Source organism: Streptococcus sp. HMSC078H03, assembly GCF_001808655.1.
In the GTDB taxonomy this organism is placed as follows: Bacteria; Bacillota; Bacilli; order Lactobacillales; family Streptococcaceae; genus Streptococcus; species Streptococcus salivarius_G.
In genome coordinates this window covers 77,005-98,925 of sequence record NZ_KV794107.1, presented here as the reverse complement: position 1 = coordinate 98,925, position 21,921 = coordinate 77,005, and the positions used below count along the sequence as shown (strand labels likewise).

Annotated in this window: 15 protein-coding genes; all 15 read right to left on the bottom strand. The window is 41.9% G+C overall.

All coding sequences use genetic code 11. From position 1 onward, the window contains the following. Positions 1-13 precede the first annotated feature (13 nt). Positions 14-3,667: a helicase-exonuclease AddAB subunit AddA gene (gene addA / locus HMPREF2607_RS05650; protein ID WP_070476280.1), complete on the bottom strand. Its 3,654-nt coding sequence runs from the start codon at positions 3,665-3,667 to the stop codon at positions 14-16. Then, the gene (rexB, locus tag HMPREF2607_RS05645) at positions 3,657-6,977 is read right to left on the bottom strand and encodes an ATP-dependent nuclease subunit B (protein WP_070476312.1); all 3,321 of its coding nucleotides are present in this window, start codon (positions 6,975-6,977) and stop codon (positions 3,657-3,659) included. Before rexB ends, addA begins: the two co-directional genes overlap by 11 nt. A 249-nt stretch (positions 6,978-7,226) precedes the next feature. Beyond that, complete coding sequence (locus HMPREF2607_RS05640) at positions 7,227-8,600, bottom strand: GHKL domain-containing protein (protein WP_048790191.1); 1,374 nt, start codon at positions 8,598-8,600, stop codon at positions 7,227-7,229. Between the two features lie 33 nt (positions 8,601-8,633). Next, positions 8,634-9,944, bottom strand: a complete 1,311-nt coding sequence (locus HMPREF2607_RS05635; protein WP_048790190.1) for an ATP-binding protein — start codon at positions 9,942-9,944, stop codon at positions 8,634-8,636. Between the two features lie 332 nt (positions 9,945-10,276). Then, complete coding sequence (locus tag HMPREF2607_RS05630; protein ID WP_048790189.1) at positions 10,277-12,016, bottom strand: DUF6287 domain-containing protein; 1,740 nt, start codon at positions 12,014-12,016, stop codon at positions 10,277-10,279. A 9-nt stretch (positions 12,017-12,025) separates the two neighbouring features. Beyond that, positions 12,026-12,286, bottom strand: a complete 261-nt coding sequence (locus tag HMPREF2607_RS05625) for a hypothetical protein (RefSeq protein WP_002891774.1) — start codon at positions 12,284-12,286, stop codon at positions 12,026-12,028. Next, complete coding sequence (locus HMPREF2607_RS05620) at positions 12,287-13,102, bottom strand: ABC transporter permease (protein WP_002891777.1); 816 nt, start codon at positions 13,100-13,102, stop codon at positions 12,287-12,289. It lies immediately after the preceding gene. Positions 13,103-13,110: 8 nt separating this feature from the next. Continuing rightward, complete coding sequence (locus HMPREF2607_RS05615) at positions 13,111-13,896, bottom strand: ATP-binding cassette domain-containing protein (RefSeq protein WP_002891779.1); 786 nt, start codon at positions 13,894-13,896, stop codon at positions 13,111-13,113. 9 nt (positions 13,897-13,905) lie between these two features. Beyond that, positions 13,906-14,418, bottom strand: coding sequence for a hypothetical protein (locus HMPREF2607_RS05610; protein WP_070476278.1), 513 nt, complete (start codon positions 14,416-14,418; stop codon positions 13,906-13,908). Continuing rightward, positions 14,415-16,013, bottom strand: a complete 1,599-nt coding sequence (locus HMPREF2607_RS05605) for an Hsp70 family protein (RefSeq protein ID WP_048790187.1) — start codon at positions 16,011-16,013, stop codon at positions 14,415-14,417. Before HMPREF2607_RS05605 ends, HMPREF2607_RS05610 begins: the two co-directional genes overlap by 4 nt. Before the next feature lie 362 nt (positions 16,014-16,375). Further along, positions 16,376-17,413 (bottom strand): S66 family peptidase, encoded by a 1,038-nt coding sequence (locus tag HMPREF2607_RS05600; RefSeq protein ID WP_070476276.1) that lies wholly within the window; start codon positions 17,411-17,413, stop codon positions 16,376-16,378. A gap of 96 nt (positions 17,414-17,509) precedes the next feature. Beyond that, positions 17,510-18,205 carry a LiaF transmembrane domain-containing protein gene (locus tag HMPREF2607_RS05595; protein WP_070476274.1) on the bottom strand — a complete coding sequence of 232 codons (696 nt, stop codon included), beginning with the start codon at positions 18,203-18,205 and terminating at the stop codon, positions 17,510-17,512. Positions 18,206-18,209: 4 nt separating this feature from the next. Next, a complete protein-coding gene (locus HMPREF2607_RS05590) occupies positions 18,210-18,656 on the bottom strand; it encodes a LytTR family DNA-binding domain-containing protein (RefSeq protein WP_070476272.1) in 447 nt (148 codons plus the stop codon). A 216-nt stretch (positions 18,657-18,872) separates the two neighbouring features. After that, on the bottom strand, positions 18,873-20,600 hold the full coding sequence (locus tag HMPREF2607_RS05585) for a zinc ribbon domain-containing protein (protein WP_014635022.1): 1,728 nt from the start codon (positions 20,598-20,600) through the stop codon (positions 18,873-18,875). Between the two features lie 51 nt (positions 20,601-20,651). Further along, entirely contained in the window at positions 20,652-21,833 is a 1,182-nt protein-coding gene (locus HMPREF2607_RS05580) for a DUF6574 domain-containing protein (protein ID WP_070476270.1), read from the bottom strand. Positions 21,834-21,921 lie beyond the last annotated feature (88 nt).

Genomic DNA, 21,921 nt, shown 5'->3' with positions numbered 1-21,921 from the left:
GTTATGTTATAGCTTATACTTCTACGACTTCCAAGTTTTTTCCACCTAGGAGAATAAGGTATTTGTCAATCTTATCTACTTGATAGGCTTGGCTAAGTGCTTTAGCATAGAGGCTCATTTGCCCTTTGTAGCGGTCCTTAAGCTCACCAGGTTGAGTGAAGCGGTCTGTCTTATAGTCAAAGAGGACAATACGGTCTTCAAGAAGAAGGTAGCCATCGATGATACCACGGACGACAAAGTCTTCCTTACTAGCCGGGTCTTCTGCCAACATGGCAAATGGCGCTTCGCGACGCAACTTATCACGGTTAGCTAGAATGAGCTTTCCAAGTTCGGTGTCAAAGAAGCCTAGTAGCTTTTCTAACTGCACACGCGCCTTGACTTGATCATCTGCGGATACCCGACTCAAGGCCTGTGTCAAATCTTGGAGGGTCACCTTGTTAGAAAGAATCAAGCGTTGCATGAGTTCATGGGTGGCTGAACCAACTGCAGCTCCAGTGACCTTCGTTTTTTGCCCAAAATCTGGAAGTTCAAAGCTAGTGGATGTCTCCAGAGGTTGTACCTCCTCTTTCTTGTCCATAATATCCACCCCTTCAGTATCCATGACAGGTTCGTAGAAGGCTTTGAGCTGGCTCGGCGTACGCACAGATGGCAGGTCAATCGCTGGTGCATAAAGTTGATTGAGTTTTTCAACACTTTCTAAGACAGTTAGGGCACGCTTAATGTCTTCCGTCTGGCGATTGTTAGATAGATCATCAGCATCTACTGTTGCTTGAACTTCAACCTGACCAATAGCCTCTGGAGTCAACTCCTCAGCCTCAACAAAGCGAACAGTAAACTTGAGATCCTTTCTCATGAAGGCAGTATCCAAAGCCATAACCCAATCCTGATAAGTAGCGATTTGGTCACGTAGAGCTACTGGTAAACGATTATTTTCAACATCCGTGCCAAATTGCTGGGTCAATTTCTCCTTACTGCCCTTACCAACTAGGTAGAGTTTTTTCTCTGCACGGGTCATTGCAACATAGAGCAGACGCATCTCTTCTGAGATACTTGCTCGGCGTTCTTCCCTACGATTTTCCTGGAAGGTTAAGGTCTCGAGAACAACATTTAACTTAGGCAAATTGGTATTTACCTGGTCTTTGAGGTCAGCTAGATACTTAATGCCTAGTCCTTTTTCACGGTTGATGATGTACTTGCCACTTAGACCGTCCTTGCTGTGACCAATAAACTTGCGATTCATCTGCAAGACAAAGACATACTTGAACTCTAGTCCCTTGGACTTGTGAATGGTCATGAGGCTAACGGCATTTTTGGGAACCAAGTCTGTCACTTCCTCTAGGTCGTTACCGCTAGAAATGATTTTATCAATCATACCAATAAAACGAGAAAGTCCCTTAAAGCCAGTCTTTTCATAGGCATTGGCACGCAAGGCAAGGGCGTAGAGATTGGCCTGACGTTGCTCAGCTCGTGGAAAACTGCCAACATAATCATAGTAAAAACGATCGTCGTAAATCTTCCAAATGAGGTCGTAAAGCGAGTGCCACTTACTGTAATCACGCCAATCTGCCAGAGTCTCAATGAAGAGAGTCAACTTGGCCTCCAGTCCTTGCGTCACGACTTCTGGATGAAGTCCTGATTTAGTATGAGCTGCAAGAAGCTTGTCATAAAATTGTCCTTTGTCAGCCTGGACAGCGATCCTAGCCAGGTCGTCCTCGTTGAAGTTAAACATAGGTGAACGAAGGAGGGCAACCAAGGCGTAGTCATTGAGAGGATTATTGATGGCACGAAGGGTGTCCAACATAATCATAACTTCTAGTGACTCTAGGTAGCTTGACTTGTACTCGTCAGGAACCAAAGGAATTCCGTGCTCCTCGAAGCTTGCCATCAAGTCCAGATAGGTATTACGTGTAGGTGCTAGGAGGGTAATGTCCTCAAAACGTACACCCTGCTCGTGAAGTTTGATGATTTCTTTGATAACCAAGGAAATCTCGCCGCTACTAATAGGTTGATCAACACCTTCCTCGTCAGGAGTCACACTCGCTTCATCACTATTGTAAATCAGAACCTCTGTCTCATTTTCAGGATGGGGTTCTTTTTGCTTCTGGCTACCCGCTACCAGCATGTGAGTCTTGTCATAGAGGATATCCCCGATTTCCTGGTCCATGAGGTGGCTGAAAACACCATTAGTCGCATCAAGAACTTCAGATTGACTACGAAAATTCTCTTTAAGGAGAATCAGCTTACCTGCATCTGGATTTTCAAGGAAAAGCTGGAACTTACCATTAAAAATCTGAGGGTCTGCCTGACGGAAACGATAGATGGATTGCTTGATATCTCCCACCATGAATCGGTTGTGGCCGTTAAATAGGAGCTCCAACATGCGTTCTTGGGTATGGCTATTGTCCTGATACTCGTCTACCATCACTTCATGGTAACGGTCACGGTAGCTAGCTGCCACCTCTGGATTTTCCTCCAAAATACGGATGGCAAAATGGGCAATATCCGAGAATTCAAAGGCATTTTCCTGAATCTTTGCCTGTAAATACTGGTCCGAAAAATCAAGTACAAAGGCCTGAAGCAGCTCTAACAGAGGTAAGATGTTATCATTATGCTTGGTCAAAACCTCGAGGACCGTTAGCTGGGTATCAACCTCTCGCAACTGGGCCACAAACTCATTTTTGGTCTTGTTGTAAGCCTCCTTGTAGGCCTTGAGTTCCTCGTCTTTGGGACGAGTCATATTGGTCAAACCAGTTCCTCCTGACAAAGTCAAGAGTTGTTTGAGCAAGTCCTCCATATCCGTCTGGTCATTGGCCAAGGCTCCTTCAAGAAGGCTAATGGCATCCGACACATTATTAAGATACTTAGCCTTGGCAAATTCACGCTGAGCTAGGCCTAAATGGTCTCTTAAGAAGTCTAAGAAATCAGCCAACAAGCCATCTTTGAGATCCTCTAAAAGCTCAGCTTTAGCCTTGTCTGGATTGGCCTCTGCCTGCCCTTTTAAAAGATTTTGACGTAGCCATTTTTCAGGACCTGCAGTAGCCTGAGAAAAGTTATAGACATCGTAAACTAAATCACGAAAAGCCTTACTAGTCTTGCCATTTCCTGCGAAGTTGCGGACCAATTTTTGGAAAAGTTGGGCATCCTTTCCTTGCATGTAATCGTTGAAAAGATCGGCATAAACCTCATTTTTCATAAGTGTCTGCTCGGCAGGATCTGTCATAATGCGGAAAATAGGTGACACACCCAAGAGATAGCCATACTGATTGACCAATTTCTGGGTGAAGGCATCCATAGTTCCAATATCTGCCGTCCCAATCTTGGCAATCTGATCTGAAAGAAAGGCACGCTCTTCATCCGTCTCAACTTGTCCAAGCTGCTCTGTCAGACGTTTTTCCAGACGCTCTTTTAACTCACCTGCAGCCTTTACCGTAAAGGTTGAGATAAAGAGTTGGTCAATGCCAACGCCACGTCCAATCATATCAAGGATACGCTCAACCATAACAAAGGTTTTTCCTGATCCAGCCGAAGCTGACACAAGAATATTACTACCATTACTGTAAATGGCCTCAATCTGCTCAGGTGTTAACTTGCGTTCCTTGTCAGAAGCTGCTTCTTGGGCAATGCGTTCCTTAATCTCTGTTGGACTTAAAAAAGCTTTAGTCAACATGGTTGTCCTCCTGGTCTTTTTTGTCTGCTGTCACAGCTTGATCAGTGACTAGAAAGGGGACGATTTTTTCAGCAACTTGCATCTCATTATAGTCCTCATCTTTTGCCATCAGCTCCAAATAAGCTTCCTTCTTGCCCTTACTTGGTAAACGCAGGAGCTTTCGAGCCTGTCCCATGTGGCGGTCGGCCTCAAAATGAGTAATTGCCTTGATTTGATCCCCTTGAACAGACTTGCCATCCTCGGTATAAGGATTAACCGCAAAATTCCCGCTTCGAATAACTTCAGCAGCACTTGTAAAGAGCTTGATATTGTAGTCTAGCAAGTTTTCTAGGTCCTCCTTGTCATAGGTGACAGTCTTTTGTAAATCATAGTTTCCACCAGCCAGATGCTCTGTTTCTGAAGCCACAAAAAGTCCCTTATAGGTCAATTCCTTATGAGCCTGAGCTGCTAGCTTATCCAGACCAAACTGAGCTAAGCTAAGCTGTGGGTCCTGCATGTGAAGATACATGGCACCAAAAAGCTGATCAGCATCAACCTTATAGGTCTGGCGGAGGGCTTCTAGATAGGTTACCAACTGCGGACTGAGGCCATTGTAGAATTTCTGAATGTCAAAGACATTTTTACCTGATTTGTAGTCAACGACACCCAGAGCCCCATCCGTTAAACGGTCCACACGGTCAATAATCCCTGTAATCTTGATGCTATTTGCTAAAAGCAAATCAAACTTGGCTTCCTCACGCTCAACCTTAACAGCCGCATTATCACGCAAAACACTGGCAGTTGAACGAGCGATATCTTCCAAAATCTGACGAGACAGGCGACTCTCTTGGTCCTCTGTATAGAGAAGTTCAAAGGGTTGTTCCTGATTGGTCTGAGCAATAGCCTTTTCCAATTTATCATCGAAGTTTTCTGGCGAAGAATCCCCCATAACACGCTCAAAGACACGGTGCAAGTAAGTCCCATGGTGTCGAGCATCTGGATGGATGGACTCCAACTCTTCAAGCCCCAAAACATAACGCAAAAAATAAAGATATTGGTTGTTATAGAAGGTCGTCAGAGCCGAGGCTGATAATTTCAGTGGTTCTTCCCCCGGAAAGACCAGCTGCATGACCTGATCATCAACCTTGGTCGTCGTCACATCGTCAATCACATTTGGAATCAAGACTTGGTCCTTATCAAGTCGCTTACGGAGATAACGCACAGCAACTGACCAGAAAGTCTGCGTTTCCTTGTCCAAATCAGCATCTAGATGGCTACTGTTAAGGGCGATGACAGTTGATAGAAGATCCTTGTAGTTCCCAATCTGGTCACCCTTGGCCTCGAAACGATTACGTCCCTTTTCAACCAAAGGAAGACCAAGGTCAAGCAGCTCCTTCAAATAAACCGACATGTCATCTTGAGTCTCATTGAGAATTTGTGGCTGACTAAGCACCAATTGTTCACTAGCCGAATTAAAAAGTGACATAGCCACAAAATGCCCCCGTTGACTGTTGCTCTGCGTAACAATATCCAAACTCCTGTGTTCATCCGTAGCCTCATTGATACGACTACGTTCCTCGTCAGACAGGAGACTCTTATTTTGCCCTACCTTAGGAAAATGTGACTGGGTCATCCCCAAGGCAAAAACATAAGGAGCAGAGTGTGGTTGAATCAAATCGTATTTCTTCACATTAACCACATCGACAGTGGCTGGGACCGTACGGTAATCACAGGCCAACATTCCTGAACGCAAAATGGACAAAAAGTCGTCCACTGACAGTGTTTCTTCCCCAAAAATAGTCTCAACCTGCTCCAAGAGTTGTGTGAAAGCCTTCCAGACCTGTTCGTTCTGTTCTTTTTCCGCCTCACTGGCCTTGGCAGTCAAACTAGCCATTTGGCTTGGCACTTGCACAGCCTCTAAAAAGACCACTAGTTTCTTGAGTAGACTAGAACCCTTTTGTTTGCGACTATTAAGCAACTTGTCCAAGGGCTCTACCAGTTGTGAGCGCAAGGCATTAAGCTGGTCTAAATCATACTTATCACGACTATTGGCCGTAAAATCAGACAAGAACTTGTGACGCCCCTTGATGTCTGCAAAATTGACATAATATTCAAAAAGGTCTAAGTCCTCTTGAGCAAAACCACCATAGAGACCGGATTTTACGAGATTAAGCAAATCCTCAGCACGATAATTATAGCGCTTGATACGTTCCAGCGAATCCACAAACTGCACCAAAGGATGGCTAGACATGGTTTCTTCCTTACCGAAATAATAGGGAATATCAAATTTTCGGAAAATCTGCCCCACCTGAAGCTTATAACTCTCCTCATCACCAAGCAGGACCAAGATATCCTTATAGCGCTTGCCATCTGCTAGTAACTGACGAATACTCTTGGCAACCTGAGCCACCTCTTCCTTTTGGTTGACCACTTCCCATACCTGCAAGGCTTGCTTGTCCTGAGCAGTTAGCTGCTCATCTACCGTACTAAAATCATGACGGCTCTCCAAAAGACGACTAATGCGCGCAAAAGAAGGATTGCCCTCTTTGTCTGTCGTCACATAGTCGGGTGTCACCTTATAGGTCTGAGCCAAAGTTCTCAAAAAATCCACTGAGGCCTGATAAACATTGCCATAAACAAAGTTAGCCCTATAAGCTTTTTGACTGGCATAAGTCCCAATGACAATCTGGTGGCACTTATCATTCAAGAGAGCAACTAGGGCCTCCTCCTCGGCAGAGAAACGCGTAAAGCCATCAATGACCAAAACCGTGTTACCCAGTGCCTTATCCAGATGTCCTGAGGTAATTTCCTTGAAGAAGGCACTAAGTTTTGATTGATTGTCAAAATCTCCTGCCAACAAGAGATCCTGAGCCGCACTGAAAATCCTGAGCAAATCCTCTTGTTTTTCAACCTGATCCAAATGCTGCAAATCCAGAACCGTCATATTAGCCTGCTGCAACTCTTTATAAAGGTCTACCAATTGATTAATAAAGTTACTATCCTTGCGCAAACGGCCATAAACCTTGAGCTCATCATCGCCCATATGCGACAACACCTTATAAAAAATCATGGCCAGACCAGTATCATCCAGCTGCGTTTTGGGGTTGCTCGTATTGAGAATGAAGTATCTCGCCATCTGAGTAAAACGAGTCACCGTAATCTCAAAGGATGCTGACTGAGGCAGGTATTCCAAGACCTTACGCTCCTTCTCAAATGACAGGGCATTAGGGGCAATATAAAAGACCCTCTTTCCCTTTTGAGCATAGCTGGTTGCCTGCTCCGTCAGAATTTCTGTTAAATCCTGAGACATATCCGTATAAAGTAATTTCATAAGACGTCCCTTTCTTGTCTCTACACCAGTCGTTAGGCTAAGCAAGAATTGCCATTCACTTAGCGCTAACAACCACTAATCCTTGCTATTATAACACAGAATGAAGCAACAATCAGACTCCTCCCTCGCTCCTATCTCCTCCGATGTCCTAAATTTTCACACATAAGCACAAACTCAACAGCAAAGAGCCCTCCTTTATGGACCTGTACCTAAAAAAAGAGCCAAATCCTTTGATTTAGCTCTATATATTTATTTAAAAATCAATTCCTGTTTGAAGAGGTAATCACCACTGCTTGTAATCAGGTTGGCATCACTATACTTCCTAAGAATGTCCTTGGCTGAGTGGAGGTTAAGACCTGAGGTCTTCTTCTGGTTTTCTTCCTGCATAATGGCATCAAGGTCAACTTTTTCTTCTTGCGTCCTATTTTCCATGACGAAATGGTAACTTCCATCCTCATCATGTCGATGAAAACTAAAATTGATTTGACTGGCAGGTACCTGCTTACTCTCATCAATCGCATTATTAAAGAAAATAGACACCAGCAAGGTCAAGTCAACCACGTTCATGGTAAACCCTGAAATTTCCTCAGGAATATCACAAGTCACTGGAATATTACTACGTTTAGCCTCCATCATACGAGCCGAAAGAAGACTACGTAAGGGTAAGGACTGAATATTTTCCAGCTTAGGATTATCAATGACACGGAAACGTTCAAACTCCTTGGCACTCTCTCTAAGCACATTCTGATACACCTGCTCGGCAAGAGCCTCTTCCTGGTCACGCACTTCCTCTGAAAATTGTTCCACAACCGTCTGATAAGACTGTCTATATTGTAACAACTCATTGTAGAGAAGATCAATCTTTTGGTTGGCCTTGGTCAAACTATTCAAATGCCTCTTTTCCTCCATGGCCAAACTCTCTTCCAAATACTGCCTAGACAGTTGATTAAGATGGGCAACTAGGAAAATGAAAGCCACTGCGGACAAGAGAACCCAAAGCATCCGAAATCTCAACTCCACCTCTGAAGAATAGCCAGGGAACCAACTGTCTAAGTTCACACTGAGATAGATTCCCAATAAATAAATGGCCATTGCTATAGCAACTCTTCTAGAAATCTGGAGGTTCTGGAAAGAGTCATCACTATAGACCTTCCAACGCTTCAAATCCAAGCCCAAGAAACGGTCAAATACAAAATAAAGTGGCAAAATCAAGCCGTAAGATAAGAGATAGAAAAGAGCATTGGACCCTACCTCAGCGACAGGGAGATTTAAGAGAAGGGGAATAAAGAAGAGTCCCAATAAGCGATAAAGTAAATCTGACGTCACCACTGGAAACAAAGTATGAAAAGCATACTGGGTCACTGACCAGGTCTTCCCTTTAGCAAGAAAGGCCAAAATCATCAGGATAAAGACATCAAAAACCATAATCATGTTAGTAATATTATACTGAATGACTACATCTAACAGGGCTAAGGTCAAGAAGACCGTCCAGGAGATACGAATGTCTGTCATTCGTTTGAAAATGGCACAATTTATCGTCAGAGTTAAAATAAGCTGAATGGCTAGAAAGGCATCTGTATCATAGAGATTTAAAAAATTTATTCCCAAAAACGATTCAAACATCGAATCTCCTTTCTATATTTTTTTTACAAGTCTTTAGTATTCAAATTGCTGTCTATAGATGAACTTATCATTCTTAAAGCTAAGTTTAGACTGAGGGTAACGCTCCATAATATCTTCGAGCTGCTCATTGATTGATAAGTGACTCTCATACGCCTCGTGGGGCGCCTCGGCACTATCTTGCGAAAGGGTTGTCTCTACAGAGAGGACCTGGACCTCACCTCTTTGGTAATAAGACATACGAACTAAACTATTTTCTTGACCATGAGCTCTCAACAAGGCATTGTCCAAGAAGGTGGTTAGAACAGCTGATAAATCCACTACATCGATATGAACTGGGGATATAGGGTCTGGAACCTCCATGATAAAATCAACGCCAACAGCATGAAACTCCATATACTTACTCTCAATGACGGAACGTAACAATTGAGAAAGCAGGTTAGAAATATCTGGCATAACCTTGCTGAAGGGAACCTCTTCATCAGATAGGTTCTGAGTGTCTCCCTCTTGACTAGTAGCCAGAACGGTCTTAGCCTTCTTAGGTACGACTACCTTAGGCACTCCATCACGGTATAGCTCCTGATAAAGATGGAGGATATGTCTACTAGATTCCTGTAAGCTCTGGAAATGACGCTCCTGCTCCTCTTTCAACTCCAGAAAAAGTTCATCCTTAATCCACTGGTTGGCATAGGAAACAACGATGAAGAAGGCTCCTGTTGCTAATAGAACGATCAACTTGGCATAATTGTTAACCACTTCTACAGGCCAGATGCTAGCAAAGTAAGGCATGAAATCATTTAGAAGCCCGTATGAAAGAAAGGCAAAACTAACCCCAATAACAATAGGGGTGAAGTGTATGCGTAAGCGCTCCTTTTCCTCGACCTGCAAATATTCATAACCAATAAAACGGTGAACCAAGAGGTAAAGAGGATAGGTAACTACCACACATATAAACTCCGTTAAAGATTCTGGAATGCGGCTCATCAAGTCGGCTCCCAAAAGTAAAGGAAAAACGATTAATGACAAGCCTCGTATAATAATATTGGTTGTCCCCCAGGCATAAAAACTATTAAATACCGGCTCTATCCATGGCAAGTCTGGACGTTTGTAATAACTAAAACAAAATAAAATGAGAGGATTAAGTAAAAATTTGAATCCCATAGGAAGAAGGGGAGTCAAAACAACTGATAAAAGGCCACCTAATAAAAGTAGCCACCAAGAAATCTTGACCCTACCAGCTGCATGAAACATCAGATAATTGACAAAGAAAATCAAGAGCATGTCTATAGATACTAGCCAATGAAAATCTTTAAAAACAGCAAGTAGTGATTCAATAATAGAAGTCATTCTTTTCCCCCTCTCCCTTTAATCTGATTTAAGAAACTTCCTCAAAAACCCCCTAGGAAGCCCTTTTTACAACACTACTCATTATATAGCTTTTTGTAAGTTTTCACAATAATTAATTTTCTATTAAGGTCTATAATACCTCTAAGAATCCATTTATTTATAGAAGATAGACTCACTATTAAATTAAAGTTACAAATGTAACATAAAAAAGTTGAGACAATTTTATCTCAACTTTTTCATTAAAGACATATTCTTTTAGAAACTTTCTTTAGGTGACTAGGAACCTCTGCGACCTTCTTCGAATTTCCAAGACTTTTTTTTAAACCTAAGGTCTAGTCAGCCTTGTAGTAGAATTGTTTGGCGTCAGATTGTGGTGATGCTGACTGGGTAATCAAAATACGGTCTTTAGTATTATCCGAACCATCCACAAATCCCTGTACTGTCGGAAGCGTTACTCCCTTAGGAATAAAGACAATCGCTGCTCCGGTAATTCCCATCCTTAAACTTGATGTGAGATAGCCATTCTCAAGTTTTCCATTTGTATTTTCAACAACATAATTCTCAGGAGCTGTTAAATTGTCCTTAGAAAAATTCAGACTTAAGCCATTCCCATTCTTCCAAGTCCCTTCGAGGCTTTGGAAGTTATTATCCTTGATAGCATTAACATCCATGCCTGTTTGTTCGGTCTTGGTTTCCGTTTTTGATTCTGTTTTAGTCTCTGATGAACTTGATGATGACTCCGATGTTTGTGAAGAACTTGAAGATTCTGAGCTTTCAGATGTGCTAGCACTAGAGTAATGCTTGAGCAACTCTTGGTAAGCCTCTTGCATATCATCTGGTGCTACCTTATAGGTCTGAACAGCCTTCTTATCGTAATTACCCTTCCAGTAGTTCGTCACATAATAAACAGTACCATTAGAACCTAGAACGATTTGGTAAGAATCCTTATCTTGGTCAACCAAATCCTTATAAAGCTTGTTGTAGCCATTATAATTGCCACCAGTTTTATCATCAGCTGAAAAGTCCTTAAAGAGGGCTTTTTGTTCAGCGGCATCGTCTTCATACATAGCATGTTTCTTATCCTTCAAGGTATAAAGACGGAAAGATGATGTTGGGCTATAGTCTGCGGTCTTACCACTATTGTCATTAATCCCTAAAGCAAAGGAATCAACCGTGTTTTTATAGTCCTTGAAATCATAGTTTGAGACTTCCTTACCATTGATGATACCACTCGGAACACCAGTAATATGTTCATAGCCATCCGCATTGATGAGATTAGCAAGGATGGTAATCGTTTGGCTGCTATCTTTTTCCTTAGGTGCCTTAAATGAAAGGAAGGTTGGACTACCATCATTGACCTTAGTGATACTGTCAAAGCTACTTTGAACTAAAACAGCATCCTTGGCATAATCAGACTGATAGAGCCATTTCCCAAAAGCTTCCGTGATAGACTTAATGTCCTCAGTCGAATAGTCTGCAATATAAGTGGTTTCCTTATCACCATTGACATCGGTCTTAGTCTTGATATCTGCATTTGGCTTATTTGGATCGTTAGAAGACGACTCTGAGCTTGCGTCGCTACCAGAGGATGAACTACTTGATTCCAAAATATCCTTAATAATGCTTTTAACTTGGCTACTTGAAGAACTAGACGAAGCCTCGCTAGACTCAACGACTTCAGAACCTCCCTCAACCTGAGTATAGGTGTTTGAGTCAGTCATTTCAACCTTTGCATCTCCTCCAGGCACCATACTTGGTGTGATACGGATAGTACCGTCTGAGTTGCCGTTAGTTCCAGCCAACTTAAAGCTCAAAGAACGGTCTTCGCCGGCTTGGGCATTAGCCTGATAAGTATCACCTGTCTCCGTATTTTTGACTTCGTATTTGTCTCCCTTGATTTTACGAACTTCAAAACGCACCTTGTTCCCAGTATTCTTATCGACAACGGTTGTGGCATAAACTCTTGAAGACGATGTGAAAGCCGTGCTCTGAGTGTATTTTCCAAGTACCATGAAGACCAAAAAGACAAGCAAGGCCAAACCGATAAACTTTTTATGTTTAAACTGTTTCATGAGGTCCTCCTAGATAAATAGATAGCCAACAACATAGCCAAAGAGGGCGATACAAATCAAGAGCAAAATTTCCAAAACTAAAAACCAGCTAAACTTGAGATCTCCCAAACCAACCTTAGACAAGACTTGTCTGAATTTAGAATTTTTCTGTCTGCTCAAACCACTAGAAAGAGCAAAACCAGTCTTAGCAGCTTCGGCAACTTCCTTATCACTTGGCTTGCGACCATACTGCACTTGGAAGTCAATCAGCCATTCATCATATTGTTGCATTTATTTCTCCTTCTTCTGAAGTGTGACGAAAAAGAGTAGGGCATAAACTAGGCAATGAAGTACCAAAGCCCACCATTGGCCCCAGAATTCACCTGTAGACCCTTGAAAGGCCTCCAACTGGCTCTTAGGAACAGGGACCCTGTACTTAGCCAAGCTAGATGGCAAGTCTGACAAGTCACTAGAAATCCCAAAAAGCTTGTGCCCATAACCTAGATAGATAAATTTTTGTACCCAATCAATGGCTTTTGGCAAAGATAGGATAGTTCCTGACAATGAAAATTGCATGATCCCCACAACAACTGCTAGGATAACAGAGGTAATCTCAGATTTGCCAACCAAGGCTGAGATAAAAAGGGCAATGAAATGCGAAGCCAAGAAAACCAGAAGCACTGTAATCCCAACTTCCCAACGGTAGGAACCAAAAATATGACCAGCGTCTGGAAATTCTTTGTCAAAGAACTTACTAAAAACAGAGTAAGATAGGATAAAGACAATAGTTTCCAAAACAGCAAAGAAGGCGTGAATCCCCATACTAGCCAAGGCAAAGGCCGAACGACTCAAACCTGAGAAAAAGTCACGGTTGAGGACTGAGCGTTCCTTAGAAATATAAATACTGTTTTGAACCACAATCAAGAGACTGGTTGAGAAAAGCAAGAGAAAGAGGGTCATTCGAGTTGTTTCGAAATCTTTCAAAAATCCCTTGTCTTGAATATAGAGGATTAAGCCTTCGAAAGCGACAATGCCCAGAAGAACCTTAACAAAATCCATGTAGTGGTGTTTAAATTTATACCAACTTAATCGTAATGCTGCGTTCATAAGTCTCCCTAAATCTTGTAAATACGTGTTGAAGCATTGAGCTCTTGGTAGACATCTGCGATATTCATATCCATATATTTACGAATCATATAAGGATCGCTAGTCTTGTATTCCAAAAGCAACTCTTCATAGGTCCCTGCAAATGTCGGACGTCCCTTGGACAAGAAGATAATCTTGTCAAAAATAGCCAAATTTTCTGTGTTGTGGGTAATAACCACAATAGACTTGTTAGCTGATTTAGCCAAAATTTTCAAGGTACGTAAGAGATTACGGTCACTAAGAGCATCCAAGCCTGAAGACGGCTCATCAAGGATAAAGTAGGGACTAGGGCTAAGAAGCTCGATACCAATGGAGACACGGCGTTTTTGCCCACCAGAAAGCTCTGAAATCTTCTTGTTTGCAAATTCCGTCAGCCCTAAATCATCCATAATCCCTGCAATGCGATGCTTTTTAGTCAGCTTACCACTTCCTTTCAGATGATGGTCCGCATAAAAATCAAAGGTCTCAGATACCTTGAGGTACTCACGAAGAAGATTTTGTTGGGGCACATAGGACCAAGAGCGTGAACCCGCAGTCACAGGTTTGCCATTTTCTAAAATACGAAATTGTTGGCAGGTTGGTTTAAGCTGGCCAAGGAGAATCTCAGTTAAAGTTGTTTTCCCTGAACCAGAGGCACCCAAGATACCGACAACTTGGCCAGTCTCCATAGTAACATCCAAATCTGTAAAGAGCTGGTTATCATTTCCCTTATATTTGAAACAGATATGTTCAAATGTTAATTGATTGGTTTCCATTAATATCTCCTAAGACATAAGTAACATCAAAGCCACAATTAGAATGGCTCCGATAATAAGAACGATGACATTGACATTGAAAAAGAGAATCAAGCTTAGTAGAATCACAAAGGCGAAGGCCGCAAAGAGGTAATTTTTAAGAGATGACTCTTTAGTCTGAGTCACCGCAACAGGTTCAAAAGGGATTTCCTTTTTACCTGTTACATTGCTAGTATCAGTGGTCGTCTCCTTTTCAGCTTCCAATGCCTTTCTCTGAGCCTGTCTGAGTTTTCGGTCGTATTGTAACTTCTCATGGTCTGAGAAAAAGATTGAGCGAATCGTGTAGAGCTCACTACGCAAACGCTCTCCCTCTTTATCCAAGGTACCATTTGTCCAGAGCTCCTCCAGCTCCTCACGTAAAAAGGAAAGTGCCACGAAACAATCTTGAGCCGACATCTCTGGAGAGATACGGTTACTGACCTCTCTTAAATAAGATACTTCCTGTCCTGTCTCTGTATCAATTGCTTTGTAGTAGTCTATCATGAGATGAATTTAGCAAAAATAGCTTGAAGTTCTGACAAGTCTTCCTTAACCACTTCTTGGGTTTGGTTGACTTGTGCGTTGACTGAAAAGCGTGCCACAACAGTATTGCTTCGAGGATCAGACACTGTTACGGTAACAATTTGTTCTGAATCGAAGGCATAGGTGACTTGTGCCAAAAGCTCGCCTTTCTGACGAGGTTGTGGCACTTGTCCTTCCACTTGTCCCAAAATCTTCACAGCAAATGGATTTTCATAATTTCCTTCTGTGATACGAAGCTTGAACTTACTCTGTCCATCCACGACCGCAAAGAGATCCTTGGTCACTGCCAAAGGCAAGACCGAGTTACGTGGAACCACGACACTATTATAGTAGTCACCCACAAAGCTGTAGTTCTTGTTTGGATTTTTCTTGAAGAGCAGACCTATTCCCTGAGAGGTCACATCCTTGACAACTACTCTGTCTGTCTCAGTTGTCTTACCATCCTGGTGCTCAGAGAAGCTAACCTCGTTATTGACGATAAGGTCGGCCAAAATAGATGCCCCCTGTGCCACGATAGTGTCTGGATTAAGGTCAAACTTAGGTTCCAAACCACTCATCAAACGAATCATTTGACGAATCATTGGCATACGTGTTGAACCACCCACAAGCAGGATATGGTCGATTTCTTCCCATTTCAAGCCAGATGCTTGAAGGGTAGACTGTACCTTGATTTCAGTATCTTTGAGGAGGTCCAAGGTAATTTCATTGAAAATTGCTTGAGTAATCAAGACACCGTAACCTTGACCATTGATATAATGCTCATAGAGAGCTTGGTCATTCACAGATAGACTAGTCTTAATCTGCTCAGCCTTATATTGAAGTTGAATTTTTTCCTTCTCGGAAAGGTTAGTCATATTGACCCCTTGTTTTTCCAACTCCTGCATGATGTAGCCCACAAGACGCTTATCAAAGTCAATCCCACCAAGGCGTGAATTCCCGTCAGTCGCTAAAATATCATAGGCATGATCAGCCACGCGCATGATGGTAACATCAAAAGTTCCTCCACCAAGGTCAAAGACCAAGACATTCCCTTGAGCACTTTTAGTGTGGGCATAGGCAATGGCCGCAGCTGTAGGCTCATTGATAATACGCAAAACGTTAAATCCTGCGATACGACCAGCATTCTTCGTTGCCGCACGTTGATCTGACGTAAAGTAGGCAGGCACGGTGATGACAGCATCCTTGATACCGTCTGCTTGTCCCATCTCCTGACCAACGACATAGGCGCGTTTACGGAATTCGTTCAAAACCAAGGCCGAAAGAATAATAGAATTGACACGTGTGTGGTCTGGTGTATCACTAGCAATCGGACGCCCGATGTCACGTTTGAAGTCAAATTTAAAGTTTTCTGTACTTCCGATTTCTGTCCCACGCTCGATGGCTTCTTTACCAAAAGATACATGGTTTTGGCCACTAATATTTGAGAAGTAAACCGCTGAACGTAAGACCTGATCGTCATTCGTCCCCATCGGAATAATCTCTGGCACATCTTCACGAACAACAGCCATAACGGAATTCGTTGTTCCTAAATCAATACCAATCGCTTTTTTTCTCATAACAATTTCCCTTCTAGCCTCATTCCTCATTTTGAGTTTTCTTGACTATAGCTCCAAGCAGGTATCCGCTTAGATTGTCTCCATTCATCGCTGTCACATAAAACTCCAAAAGAGTAAAGTTATTCCAGTCTAGTTTTTTTCACTATACTATATTATCACAAATAAAGAGACTATAAAATAGGAAAAAAGGGAGTAGGACCGAACAACTTTTTAAAAATTGTTCCTTGTCTCACTCCCTTGAGTGTCAATCAATCTGATAGACTGGATAAACTTAGAAATACAGGAGTATTATCCACTTAAAGTGCCATGCTTTATAGCAACTAAAATACTCCTACTTTCTAAAAAAAGCTGAGAATCTCATCTCAGCTTTCTTTGTTATAGTCAAAGTGAATGACTTGCTCCGTTGCATCTACATAGGCGTGGACTCCGAAGGGAACAATGGCTCTTGGTGTGGCATGGCCAACATTCAGATTATAGACAATTGGGATATTGCTATCAATGATGTCCATTAAAGCCTCCTTATAGTCGTCATAGAAGGTTTCATCCATAGGTTTCCCAACCAAGAGTCCACTGATGACCTCAAATATCCTAGTTTCTTTTAAAGTTTGCAACATTTTTTTGAAATCATCAGGTTCAGGCTTTTCTTCACTTGTTTCTAGCAATAGAATCTTTCCTTCCCAGTCGGATAAGTCAGGGAAAAGTTTGTATTTTTGGCAGAGGTCTGTGCTATCTGCGTGTAGAGAGTTGTCAAAAATATCATAGAGAGACTCAAGACAACCACCGAGGATTTCTCCCTCAAACCGAGCATTGCCTCGTAACAAGTCAAAACCTGTATTTGCATGGCTGACAAGAGGTGTTCCCAAAGCTTTGGGACTAAAATCAGTCCGTTCCTCATACCAAACGTTACTAGGGCGAATTTCTGAGATTTTTCCGGTCTTAATCAATTCTTTAAAGTAGTGAAGGCTATATGGCAACATTTCTTTGTCTAACTCACAAATGTCTGCTAGAAATGATTGGCCATAAAAAGTCTTGATACCTAGTTTATGTAACATGAGGTGGTTCATGGTTGTATCCGAGAAACCGAGAAAAATCTTTGGTTTGATAACCTTTTGTAGTTGGTCATTTTCAAAGAGGTAGGGTAGCAAGCGATAGGTATCGTCTCCACCGATAGCACATAGAATCATGTCGATGCTATCATCAGAAAATGCCTGAATCAAATCCTCTGCACGAGCTTCAGGGTGTTCTTTGATAAAATCTAAGCCTTTTAGCGAATGAGGTAAAAAGATAGGATTGAGTCCGAGGCCCTTGAGACGTTGAATACCCAAGTCCACTTCGTGCTTGACAAAGTCTTCACCGATAATCCCACTAGATAAACTTATAATACCAATAGTAGAAACCATGTCTTGTCCCTCCTGAAAAAAGATTGAGCCTATCTTATCACAGGAGATGAGATAAAACAATAGGTATTATATTAATCAGAAGTTCCCTCCACTAACTTAATCAATCGCATTCTCACCAACATAAATAATTTCTAAATTACCCAAGGAAACATCACCTTTGATGTAGAAGTCCTTGCTGGTCAAGTTACTAGGATTTTCCTCATGCTGTACAGCTGAAAGAGAGTTATCCACATTCACATGCACCCGCCAATCACTGGGCACATAGAGGCTAAGACTTCCAAGAGAAACGTCCACATCAAACTGAGCAGATGGCCCCTCAATACGGCAATTATCAAAATAAACGGAAGCCTGTCCTAAACTAACATCCGCACTCCCATGCGTAAATTGCTCGTCATTGAGATATTTGGTCACTGCTGAAAAAGTGACATCAATATCATTTCCACCATTATTAGCGTCCGAACCAGTAGAACCCAATCCAAAACGATTCTTTGTTTTACTAGAAGGATTGAAGAGAATGTTCAAGCCAATAACCGCAAGAATAGAAGAAAAAATAACAACCGAATTAGATACTGGAAGAAAATGGAACTGTCCATTGAGTGAAAATAGAGCCACAATGCCATAGGCGAAACCAAGACCAAAATGTCGCTTCAAAAGACTAGAGAGGGACAAAATTGCCAGTAAGACCACCCAGGCCAACATCCAAATACTAATTTCCCATTTTATAAAATAGTCTTGTACAATTACCAAAGCTGCCAAAAGGATCAAGAGGATCCCAATTAATTTCTTTCTCATTATCTTACCTCATTTCGTTTAGTCGTTCTTTTAAAACTTGATAGTAGCGTCTTGATACATGGACCTGCTTGTGGGTCTGATAGAAATTCACCGTACTAGTCCCTGAAAAAGACTTCTCCAAAGAATAAATCTGCTTAGCATTAACAATCGTCGATTTGGAAATTCGACAAAAGGTAATCGGAAGCAACTCTTCTAATTCGTAGAGCTTTTGCTTCACCTCATAGGCCTCATCCTTAGTATGTCCAAAAATCTTTTCCCCGTCTGTTTCAAAAAAGAGAATATTTGCCAAATCCAGAAAATATTCGCTTCGTTCCTTGTAAAAGGCTAAAGGAACTAACTTTTGCCTTAGAATAGACTCTTGGAGCTGAGCTAATTCCTGTGTTAACCGGGGAGCTCGAATCAAGATTTCAGGCTCATCCATGGATGGGTCTAATTCGATTCTAACTTTCATAATACTCCTTTCCTGTCCTTTTGATGCTTCCATTATAACAACTGCTTTACACAAAACAAGGCCTTTTAGGTAAGTGGCACGGTTTAGCCCCTAAGAGGTAAAAACAGACAAACAAAAGAACCTGGCAATTGCCAAGTTCTCCATTTTTTAGTCTGGAGGACTAACCTCCTATTTGTAATCAGTTCAACAATGACTAGCTCTATGAGAAAGCATCTACTATTTCACAGTATTTTCACGACTCACATTTTGCGATTCACCAGCCTTGCCATTGATACGGTAGTCGCTATAGTTAGAACCATTGCTGCTAGAGTCACTATCGTCACCAACGTATTCCACATTACATGACCAAGAGATTTTATCTTTGATATCTCCTGATGACTTGAATTTCGAATCATAGCCATAATAGAAATCATAAACTGCTGTGAAGGTCACCTTGAAGGTCTTCTCACCAGTCTGAACGACTTCTGTGACGTCAACGTCTGAGAAAGAAATACTATCAGCGGCACGGTTTTTAGCACCTGTAGTATTTTTGTCAATATCAGCCGTTACATCCTTGTACATGGTATCATCAGTACCATTAAGGAAAATGTCGGATACACCATCTGGTGTCGTGTTATGATTCGAAGCGTAGCTACCAAATTTACCGTAGGCAGCAGTCAAGAGACGATCTGCCGTATCACGATCAAGAACACCATCAGCATCTAGAGTAACCGTTTGGCCTTCAGAAATTTTCTTAATAGACAATGTCTCTGTCTTGATAGAGCTACCATCTTCGAAATTTTTCTTAACATAAACGGCTGATGAACCAGCTACTGCTACCTTGTTAACGTCTAGTTTCCCTGAGTTAAGGGTTCCAATCTTGGTACCACCAACGTAGAGGTCTCCATCCTTAAGATTAGACTTAACAGTAAAGCTAAGATACTCTACAGAAAGGTTGACTTCTGTTTTAGAGGTCACATTTTCCTCAGATGAGACAGTGATATCTTGATCATTTACCTTACCAGAAGCCACAAAATTGTAAGTTCCTGGATAGAGATGATTCAATTTAGCCGTGTAGTTATTACCATCTGTAGTAGCGTAAGAAACCCCGTTAATGGTCACATTCAAATCAGCTGTATTAACAGTCAAATCAACCGTTCCAGGATCTACCACGACTCGCCACTTAGGAAAAATAAGGAACTGACGTCCAACCTTTTGCATACGTTCGCCAGACATGAGTTGGCTCTTGCTATAGGCTTGTGTACTTTTAGTGTCTGTGTACTTGACTTCAGATGTTTTAATTTCCTTTTTAGTATCAGACCATACTTGGTATTCCAAGCTATCTTTAAAGCTCTTCTTAGCTGCTGCTTCATAACGCTCTGCTACTTGACCACGTGAGTAGTAATAAGAACCAAAGCCATAACCAGCAAGCGCTAAGACTGCTGCAACAACACCAGCAATAATCAGGATTTTCTTCCCTTTAGCCATAGCTGGCTTGGCTGGTTTCGCAGCCTTACCATCTGAGATAAACTGATGGATGGTTGATACATCATAACCTGAAGACTTACCAAGTAGGAATTCCTCGGGAAGAGGCTGACGTCCAACATAGGTTTTAAAAGCCTTCATCCAGATAGCTTGTGCTTCTTTAGAAGCAGCCTCTGAATTTTCTTCAGCTTGACCTTGATCTGCTTGAGATACTGGTGCAAGCTCCTCAGTTTCTAAAGGAGTTGTTTCCTCTTCATCACCAAGCGGTACATCTTCAAACACTTCCTCGGCAACGTCATACTCATCAACTTCTTCTGTTGGTTCAGAAGGAGTGGCTTCTTGGTCCAAGCCCATCGCCGCAATGCCTTTAATAGCCTTTAAGTCAAAGTCTGCTTTCTGGCCTTCTTCAATCTCCAAAGCATGGGGCGGACGACCAACTGCCTTTTCAAATAAATCAATCCACTTTTCTTTTGTTGCCATAAAGACTCCTATAAACTTACTTTTTCAAAAAATGCTAGAGGTTTACTTATATTAGAATAGAAGCCCCACCATAAATGATGACATAATAGTAAATACGATTGCAAACAAGATTGACAAAATTACACCATTCAAAAGTGCTGCCAAGATCATTTGATAGAACTTATCAGCCTTCCACGCTGTTGTTACAGGAACAATTGTAAAGAGGTTTGCAAGTGCAAATAAGAAGTAAACAACATAGAACAAGAAAAGTGGGAAACCAACAAGTCCAATAGCTCCGAACAAAATTGTTACGAGCAAGATTGGCAAGGCCAATGATGTCAAGCGACCAAAACGGTCAAAGCTATTCAAGAAAGTAGTCTCAGGATCACGGAAGATGGCCTTACGTGTTACAAATCCTGCCAAGATAAAGGCAAAGATGAAGAGAAAGGCAGCTAGGATACTTGCAAAGAAAGCTCCAAAACCAATGCTAGATGTATGACTTGAAAATGAAGATGAGTAACTATCTGTTCCGTAAGAACCAAACATACTAGACAATGCGTTTGTTGTTGATACAACTGGGCTAACAAATTTACGTGCCATAGCGCTCAAGATTGCAAAGAAGGCAAGTCCAGTGAAGAGTGACAAGAAGATATAGTTAAGCCAACCATTGTGTTTACCATAATCTGTCATGTCAGCTGGACGACGCCATGCATTAAGCAACCATGTCCAGTAGTTTTTGAAAGTTGTCGCAAATGCTGATGGTTGTGCTGGAACAACTACAGCTTGACCGTTGATAAATTGAACGTTTTGACCTTGTTGAAGAGGTTGACCGTTAGCAAAAGCTGCTTGTTGACCAGCTTGAGCATTGGCAAAACCAGCTTGTGGTTGCGCTGCTTGATTTGGCACACCTTGTACTGGAGCAGTTTGAGCGCCCGCAAAGGTTGGTTGAGGTTGGGCTGCCTGAGCATTTGCAAAAGAAGCTTGCGCTTGTGCGTCTTGTGCACTCGCAAAAGTCGGCTGTGGTTGCGCTTCTTGGGCACCAGCGAAAGTTGGCTGTGGTTGCGCCTCTTGGGCTGGTGTTTCTTGAACATTAGCGAATGCTGGTTGTGCTGGCGCTTCTTGTACTGGAGCAGTTTCTACTGTTGGTGCGTCATCTTGGAACTCACCAGCTGCAAGTGCTGCTGCAATTTCTTCTTCAGTCGCTGAACGACCATTGATGGCTTCAAAAAAGTCTAACCAATCTGCTTTAGTCATAATAATCTCCTTAAAAATACATAGAATGACTTTATTTTATCACAAATAAAGCCATTAATAAATGTCATTTTTATTAGAAAAAGGCTTG

Bases quoted from the DNA above. Each gene is read 5' to 3' on its own strand.
- addA (WP_070476280.1), bottom strand. From the start codon at position 3,667: ATGTTGACTAAAGCTTTTTTAAGTCCAACAGAGATTAAGGAACGCATT.
- rexB (WP_070476312.1), bottom strand. From the start codon at position 6,977: ATGAAATTACTTTATACGGATATGTCTCAGGATTTAACAGAAATTCTG.
- HMPREF2607_RS05640 (WP_048790191.1), bottom strand. From the start codon at position 8,600: ATGTTTGAATCGTTTTTGGGAATAAATTTTTTAAATCTCTATGATACA.
- HMPREF2607_RS05635 (WP_048790190.1), bottom strand. From the start codon at position 9,944: ATGACTTCTATTATTGAATCACTACTTGCTGTTTTTAAAGATTTTCAT.
- HMPREF2607_RS05630 (WP_048790189.1), bottom strand. From the start codon at position 12,016: ATGAAACAGTTTAAACATAAAAAGTTTATCGGTTTGGCCTTGCTTGTC.
- HMPREF2607_RS05625 (WP_002891774.1), bottom strand. From the start codon at position 12,286: ATGCAACAATATGATGAATGGCTGATTGACTTCCAAGTGCAGTATGGT.
- HMPREF2607_RS05620 (WP_002891777.1), bottom strand. From the start codon at position 13,102: ATGAACGCAGCATTACGATTAAGTTGGTATAAATTTAAACACCACTAC.
- HMPREF2607_RS05615 (WP_002891779.1), bottom strand. From the start codon at position 13,896: ATGGAAACCAATCAATTAACATTTGAACATATCTGTTTCAAATATAAG.
- HMPREF2607_RS05610 (WP_070476278.1), bottom strand. From the start codon at position 14,418: ATGATAGACTACTACAAAGCAATTGATACAGAGACAGGACAGGAAGTA.
- HMPREF2607_RS05605 (WP_048790187.1), bottom strand. From the start codon at position 16,013: ATGAGAAAAAAAGCGATTGGTATTGATTTAGGAACAACGAATTCCGTT.
- HMPREF2607_RS05600 (WP_070476276.1), bottom strand. From the start codon at position 17,413: ATGGTTTCTACTATTGGTATTATAAGTTTATCTAGTGGGATTATCGGT.
- HMPREF2607_RS05595 (WP_070476274.1), bottom strand. From the start codon at position 18,205: ATGAGAAAGAAATTAATTGGGATCCTCTTGATCCTTTTGGCAGCTTTG.
- HMPREF2607_RS05590 (WP_070476272.1), bottom strand. From the start codon at position 18,656: ATGAAAGTTAGAATCGAATTAGACCCATCCATGGATGAGCCTGAAATC.
- HMPREF2607_RS05585 (WP_014635022.1), bottom strand. From the start codon at position 20,600: ATGGCAACAAAAGAAAAGTGGATTGATTTATTTGAAAAGGCAGTTGGT.
- HMPREF2607_RS05580 (WP_070476270.1), bottom strand. From the start codon at position 21,833: ATGACTAAAGCAGATTGGTTAGACTTTTTTGAAGCCATCAATGGTCGT.